Below are 7332 nucleotides of genomic sequence, written 5' to 3'. Positions count from 1 at the left end.
CGGACCCGGGTTCCGCGGCGCCGGGGTCGGAGGGCTCGGGACGGGGGTCCGGCAGCCCGTACCGCAGCGCCCGGGCCACGGCGTGCCCGCGCGGGCGGGTGTCCGGGTCGTCGTCCTCGGTGGGGGCGGGGTCGTCCGCCGCACCGGACGGGGCCGGGTCCGCGGCGCCGTCGGCGTCACCCTCCCCCACCTCCACCCCGTCGTCCTCGAGCACCTGCTCCGGGAGTGTCTCGGCGTAGCCGGGGTCCTCGGGGCCGCCCTCGTCGACGGGTTCGGTCGTGTCCCCGGGAGCCGGGGCGGGCTCGTCCCGGAGGGGCCGCCACCCCGCGGCGGCGATGGCCGAGCGGCGGGCGCGGCGTTCCTGGCGCTCCCCCACCACGTCGGGCTCGTCGGGGCGCCGTCCCAGGAACGTGTGCACGAGGTGCTGCTGGACCCCGCCGACGGTCTGGACGCGGACGTCGTCGAACCCGGCCCGTTCCATCCGGTGCACCATCTGCTCGGGCCCACCGGCCGTCGCGATCCGCCTGGCCCGGTAGCGGGCGAGGTCCGCGGCCCCCCAGCGCAGCGAGGCCATCGGGAGCATCCAGGTCCAGTTCGCCGTCGTCCAGCGCATCCGGCTCCGGCCGCCGACGGCGTAGTCGTGCACCGCCAGCGGGGCGCCGGGCGCGAGCAGGCTCAGCAGCCGGCGCAGGCCGTGCTCGGCGTCGGGCAGGTTGGACACCAGGAAGGACGCGAGGATCCCGTCGAACGGGCCCTCGATGCCGGCCTCGGCGAGGGTCTCCAGCCGGGAGTGCACGAACGTCACCCGGGGCGACCAGTTCTTCTTCCGGGCGACGGCGAGCATCTCCGCGGACGCGTCGACCGCGACCACCTCGGCACCTCCGACGCTGGTCAGCAGCGCCTCGGTGGACACCCCGGTGCCGCAGCCGACGTCGAGCAGACGCAGACCGTGGCCGTCGCCCAGGCCCATCCGCGACGCCGACACCCGCAGGTGGGTGCGGTAGCCGGGCAGGGTCGCGACGAAGGCGTCGAAGCCCGCGGCACCCCGCCCGTAGGCACGGTGCACCGTGGCCGGGCGGATCTGGTCGCTCTCCTGCCACGCCTCGCCGCTCACGGGGCCTGATCCTGCCCGCAGCAGCCCGTGTCCGGAACCCGACGCGCCCTCCCCGGTGGGGTGTGACACCCACCCGGGAGGGCGCGCTGGGCCGAACGTGGAGCTCCGGCCACCCGTGCGGCGCAGCGGGTCCGGCCGGAGACGGGGTGCCGCCTCAGCAGCAGCGGCCCTGCGGGTTGCTCTCCTGGTACGCGGTGCGGGCCCGCCAGTACTCCCGCTCGGTCATCGGCGGGTGGTCGTGCCCGCTGCGACGGTGGTGGTCGAGGTAGCGGTCGTACAGGTCCGCCCCGATCACCCCGCGCCACCAGCCGTGCAGCGCCCGCAGCCGGGCCAGCGTCGCGGCCGCCACGGTCGGTCCCGCCACGGTCAGTGCCCCGACCGGGCCGGGGTGCCGGCCGTCTCGGTCCACTCCTTCTCCAGCTCCTTCTCCGCCGGGGTCGCGACCAGGCCGGCCGGGGCGTAGAGCCGCGAGGGAACCGGCTCCTCCTCGTGGTCCGGGCGGCCGCCCGTCGAGATCGACGTCCAGGCGGCCAGGACCGCGGCGACGATCACGACGAGCGCGAGCGTCACGAACAGGATCGACAGCGTGCCCTGGACGAAGGTGTTGCGGACGACGGCCGCCATCGCCTGCGGGGTGCCCGCGGTGCCGAAGCTCGTCTCCCCGGACGCGATGGCCTCCCGGAAGGCGAAGTGCTGCGCCCAGTACCCGATCTTCGGGTTCGAGGAGAAGATCTTGTACATCGATGCCGTGACCGTCACGACGGCGGCGAACGCCAGCGGCACGACGATGATCCACAGGTAGCGCACGTGCCCGCGCCGGGCCGCGATCGCCAGGCAGACCGCGAGCGCGATCGCCGCCAGCAGCTGGTTCGCGATGCCGAACAGCGGGAAGAGCGTGTTGATCCCGCCCAGCGGGTCGGTCACGCCCATCAGCAGGATCGCGCCCCAGGCACCGACCATCAGCCCGGTGCAGATCCAGGCGGCCGGCCGCCACGAGGTGTCCTTGAACCTCGGGGCCACGGTGCCGATCGCGTCCTGCAGCATGAAGCGCGCCACCCGGGTGCCGGCGTCGACGGCGGTGAGGATGAACAGCGCCTCGAACATGATCGCGAAGTGGTACCAGAAGCTCATCATCCCGGGCCCGCCGATGAACTGCTGCATGATGTTCGCCAGGCCGACCGCCAGCGTCGGCGCACCCCCGGTGCGGGAGACGATCGACTCCTCGCCGACCAGTGCCGCGGTCGTCGCCAGCTGGTCGGGGGTGACGTTGACGTTCATCAGGCCGAGCGAGTTCACGAACGCGGCCGCGCCCTCGACGGTGCCCTCGGTCAGCGACGCGGGCACGTTCATCGCGAAGTAGAGCCCGCGGTCGATCGACAGCGCCGCGACCAGCGCCATGATCGCCACGAAGGACTCCATGAGCATGCCGCCGTAGCCGATGAAGCGGGTCTGGCGCTCCTTCTCGACCAGCTTGGGCGTGGTGCCCGAGGAGATCAGGGCGTGGAAGCCGGACAGCGCGCCGCAGGCGATCGTCACGAACAGGAACGGGAACAGCGACCCGGCGACGACGGGGCCGTCGTCGCGGCCGGCGAACTCGCTGAACGCAGGTGCCATGATCTCGGGGCGGACGACGATGATCGCCACCGCGAGCAGCACGATCGTGCCGATCTTCATGAACGTCGACAGGTAGTCGCGCGGGGCGAGCAGCAGCCAGACCGGGAGCACCGCGGCCACGAAGCCGTAGACGATCACGCCCCAGGCGATGGTGGTCCGGTCCAGGGTGAACAGCGCCTGGCCCCAGCCGGTCTCGGAGACCCAGCCGCCGGCGACGATCGCGCCGATCAGCAGCACGAAGCCGATCCAGGAGACCTCGGAGACCTTCCCGGGCCGCAGGTACCGCAGGTAGACGCCCATGAACAGGGCGATCGGGATGGTCAGCGCCACCGAGAAGACGCCCCACGGGCTCTCCCCGAGCGCGTTCACCACGACCAGCGTGAGCACCGCGATCAGGATGATCATGATGGCGAGGGTCGCGATGATCGCCGCGATCCCGCCGACCCGGCCGAGCTCCTCGCGGGCCATCTGGCCCAGCGAGCGCCCGCCGCGGCGCATCGAGAAGAACAGCACCAGGTAGTCCTGGACCGCGCCGGCGACGATGACGCCGACGATGATCCAGATCGTGCCGGGCAGGTACCCCATCTGCGCGGCCAGGACCGGTCCGACCAGCGGACCGGCACCGGCGATCGCGGCGAAGTGGTGGCCGTAGAGGACCCGCCGGTCGGTCGGCAGGAAGTCCTGGGCGTTCTCCTTGTACTCGGCCGGGGTGGCGCGCCGGTCGTCCGGACGCAGCAGCTTGTTCTCGATGTAGCGGGAGTAGAACCGGTACGCGATCGCGTAGGTGCTCACCGCGGCGAACACGAACCAGATCGCGTTGACCGTCTCCCCGCGCACCAGCGCGAGCATCACCCACGCCAGCCCGCCCAGCAGGGCGATCCCCGCCCACACCGCGATCTTCCACGGTGTCCACGCCCGCTGTTCGGCGAGGAGCACCTCCTCGTCCACCGCCGCCGGCGGGAGCTCGCGCCCCGCCGGTCCGCCCGACACCTGTGTCATCGCGCCCCTCCGATATGTCCGACGCGCGAACTATAGGAGGCGGTGTGCCCGGTGGGAACCGATGTCCGCTTGCCGACGCACGACGGCCGCCGCCACCCGGTCGGGTGACGACGGCCGCGGGGTCGTGCGGGCGGGGCGGGGGCCGGTCAGAAGCCCCCGCCGGGGCCGCCCATCGCCAGCTTGGCCAGCATCTCGCGGGCCCGCTCGGCGTTGCGCGGCTCGCACAGGACGTCGTAGCGGCCCGCCACCATCTGGCTGGCGGACTGGAAGTCCCGGCGGCCCTTGCTCGCGCTGTAGCTGACCGCGGCGAAGGCCATGAAGAACACCGCCCCGGACACCAGGCCGACGACGATGGGCAGGAAGTTGCCGTCCGGGGAGAACACGAACAGCAGGACACCGACGAACAGACCCAGCCAGGCACCCTGCGCCGCGCCGGAGGCGAGCACACGGCCCCAGGTCAGGCGGGCGATGACCCGCTCGACGAGCATCAGGTCGACGCCGACGATCGTCACGTCGGCGACCGGGAAGTCGGAGTCGGCGAGGTGGTCGACGGCCCGCTGCGCCTCCTCGTAGGTGGCGTAGGAGCCCACCGGCCACCCGGTCGGCGGAGTGGGCAGCTGCGGCAGGCCCGGAGCCGGACGAGTCTGGCCGCCGAAGGGGTTGGTCATGGCGCGCTCCTCGTGGAAGATGTCCTGTCTCGTCGTCGGTGCAACGTTCGACCCGACCGCGACGTGCCCCGAACACTAGTCGCGGAGCCGCAGGTCACACCCCACCGACCGGACGACACGGCCCCGCACCCCGGGACGGGGTACGGGGCCGTCGACGCGGGCGCGGTCAGCGCAGCTTGTAGTCGCGCAGCAGACCCCGGGAGATGATCGTCTTCTGGATCTCCGAGGTGCCCTCGCCGATGAGCAGGAACGGCGCCTCGCGCATGAGGCGCTCGATCTCGTACTCCTTGGAGTAGCCGTAACCGCCGTGGATGCGGAACGCCTCCTCGGTGACCTCCTTGCAGTACTCCGAGGCGAGCATCTTGGCCATGCCGGCCTCGACGTCGTTGCGCTCGCCGCGGTCCTTGAGGCGCGCGGCGTTGACCATCATCAGGTGCGCGGCCTCGACCTTGGTCGCCATCTCGGCGATCTTGAACGCGATCGCCTGGTGCTGGACGATCGGCTTGCCGAAGGTCGAGCGCTGCTGGGCGTACTCGACGCCCAGCTCGAACGCCCGGATCGCGATGCCGCAGGCACGGGCGGCGACGTTCACGCGGCCGACCTCGACGCCGTCCATCATGTGCGCGAAGCCCTTGCCACGCTCCCCGCCGAGGATCTGCTCGCCGGAGATCCGGTGGTCCTTGAACACCAGCTCGGTGGTGTCGACCCCCTTGTAGCCCATCTTGTCGATCTTGCCCGGGACGATCAGGCCGGGGGCGACCTCTCCGTAGCCGGTGGGCTTCTCCACCAGGAACGTGGTGAGGTTCTGGTGCGGACGCTCGGCGCCCTCGTCGGTCTTCACCAGCACCGCGGTCAGGTTCGACGTGCCACCGTTGGTCAGCCACATCTTGGCGCCGTCGATGACGTAGTCGTCGCCGTCCTGCTTCGCGCGGGTCTTGATCGCCGCGACGTCCGAGCCGAGGTCGGGCTCGGACATCGAGAACGAGCCACGGGTCTCGCCCGTGGCCATCCTCGGCAGGTACTTCTCCTTCTGCGCCTGTGTGCCGTGCTGGCGGAGCATGTACGCCACGATGAAGTGGGTGTTGATGACGCCGGAGACGCTCATCCAGCCGCGGGCGATCTCCTCGACCACCAGGGCGTAGGTGAGCAGCGACTCGCCGAGGCCGCCGTACTCCTCCGGGATCATGAGGCCGAACAGCCCCATCTCCTTCATCCCGTCGACGATGTCCTGCGGGTAGGTGTCCGCGTGCTCCAGCGCCGTCGCGTGCGGGATGATCTCCTTGTCCACGAACGAGCGGACGGTGGACAGGATCTCGGTCTGGATGTCGGTCAGACCGGCGGTCTGGGCGAGCCGGGCCATGCTGGTTACTCCTCGGTGAGCGTCGTCGGTCGGCGGGCGGTCGGGGCCTCAGCGCTGAGGTTCGGTGCGCGAGCTGCGCTCACGCCTCCGGCGGGGTCCACTTGTCGGTGCGGGTCATGCCCGCCGCGCGGCCCTTGCCCGAGATCACCAGCGCCATCTTGCGGCTGGCCTCGTCGATCATCTCGTCGCCGATCATCGCCGCGCCGCGCTTGCCACCGGCCTCGGAGGTGAAGTACTCGTAGGCGTCGAGGATGTTCTCGGCGTGGTCGTAGTCGCTCTGCGCCGGGGAGAAGGTCTCGTTGGCGGCGTCGATCTGGCCGGGGTGCAGCACCCACTTGCCGTCGAAGCCCAGTGCCGCGGACCGGCCGGCGACCCGGCGGAACCCGTCGACGTCCTTGATCTGCAGGTACGGGCCGTCGATGGCCTGCTTGTCGTGCGCGCGGGCCGCCATCAGGATCGACATGAGGATGTGGTGGTAGGCGTCTCCCACGTCGTAGCCGGGGGGCTGCTCGCCGACGACCAGCGACTTCATGTTGATCGAGGCCATGAAGTCGGCCGGGCCGAAGATGATCGTCTCGACCCGCGGCGACGCGGTGGCGATGGCGTTGACGTTGGTCAGGCCCAGCGCGTTCTCGATCTGCGCCTCGATGCCGATCCTCCCGACCTCGAGACCGTTGGTCTTCTCGATCTGGGTCAGCAGCAGGTCCAGCGCGACGACCTGCTCGGGGGTCTGCACCTTCGGCAGCATGATCGCGTCGAGGTTGGCGCCGGCGCCCTCGACGACCTCGACGACGTCGCGGTAGGTCCACTCGGTGGTCCAGTCGTTGACCCGGACGACGCGGATCTTCTCGCCCCAGCCGCCCTCGTTGAGGGCCTCGACGATCGTCGTCCGCGCACCGGGCTTGGCCAGCGGGGCGCAGGCGTCCTCCAGGTCCAGGAAGACCTGGTCGGAGTTCAGCGTGCGAGCCTTGTCGATGAACTTCTGGCTCGATCCGGGCACGGCCAGGCAGGACCGGCGGGCGCGGAGGGTGGTGCTCACAGGCGGGCTCCTCGTCGAGATCGTCCTCGCCCGCGTCGCGGCGACGACGTCGTCACGACACGGGCGCTCGGGCTGGGGACTGATGCTGGCACGACGACGGCCGCGGCGCCCCGTCCAGGTGATTGGTTTCTCACCCGCCGGTGGTCAGGTGGGGTTACCCGTCGGTCACCCCTGTTCGGGAGGTGGGGTCAGGGAGCCCCTGGCCACCGCGACGACGGTCCCGCCGACCCAGCTCCCGACGGCCCGGCCGCCCTCGGTGCGCACGCCGGCGTACAACGTGGACGGACGGCCCATCTCCACTCCCTGGGTCACGACGAAGGAGTGCTCGCCGTCGTCGGTGACCAGGCCGCGGTCGGCGAGGAAGATCCCGAGCGCGACGGCGGCCGAGCCCGTCGCCGGATCCTCGGGAACCCCGATCCCGATGCCGAACATGCGGGCGTGGACCCGCTCGGCGGTGGCGTCGACGGCGGCGACGAGCAGCCCGGTCGCGCCGCTGTCGGCGACCGCGGCGGCCAGCGCCGCGGGGTCGGGCACCGCG

At 71.6% G+C, this 7332-nt stretch carries 7 protein-coding genes; all 7 read right to left on the bottom strand.

The annotated features are described in order from the left end of the window. Positions 1 to 1114: methyltransferase domain-containing protein (locus tag GTW08_RS05395; RefSeq protein ID WP_202416427.1), on the bottom strand; the 1114-nt coding region annotated here is incomplete at its 3' end. Between the two features lie 154 nt (positions 1115 to 1268). After that, a complete protein-coding gene (locus GTW08_RS05390) occupies positions 1269 to 1463 on the bottom strand; it encodes a YbdD/YjiX family protein (RefSeq protein ID WP_062404201.1) in 195 nt (64 codons plus the stop codon). Between the two features lie 17 nt (positions 1464 to 1480). Next, positions 1481 to 3727, bottom strand: coding sequence for a carbon starvation CstA family protein (locus tag GTW08_RS05385; protein WP_073577758.1), 2247 nt, complete (start codon positions 3725 to 3727; stop codon positions 1481 to 1483). A gap of 146 nt (positions 3728 to 3873) precedes the next feature. Then, positions 3874 to 4395 carry a general stress protein gene (locus GTW08_RS05380; protein WP_062400497.1) on the bottom strand — a complete coding sequence of 174 codons (522 nt, stop codon included), beginning with the start codon at positions 4393 to 4395 and terminating at the stop codon, positions 3874 to 3876. A 166-nt stretch (positions 4396 to 4561) separates the two neighbouring features. After that, complete coding sequence (locus tag GTW08_RS05375; RefSeq protein ID WP_062400495.1) at positions 4562 to 5755, bottom strand: acyl-CoA dehydrogenase family protein; 1194 nt, start codon at positions 5753 to 5755, stop codon at positions 4562 to 4564. Between the two features lie 79 nt (positions 5756 to 5834). Beyond that, positions 5835 to 6794, bottom strand: coding sequence for an HpcH/HpaI aldolase/citrate lyase family protein (locus tag GTW08_RS05370; protein ID WP_062400493.1), 960 nt, complete (start codon positions 6792 to 6794; stop codon positions 5835 to 5837). Positions 6795 to 6959: 165 nt separating this feature from the next. Beyond that, positions 6960 to 7332: PhzF family phenazine biosynthesis protein (locus GTW08_RS05365; protein WP_161151498.1), on the bottom strand; the 373-nt coding region annotated here is incomplete at its 5' end.

This window comes from Pseudonocardia sp. SID8383, from assembly GCF_009864975.1.
Taxonomy (GTDB): domain Bacteria; phylum Actinomycetota; class Actinomycetes; order Mycobacteriales; family Pseudonocardiaceae; genus Pseudonocardia; species Pseudonocardia alni.
This window is presented reverse-complemented; position numbering and strand designations above follow the sequence as displayed.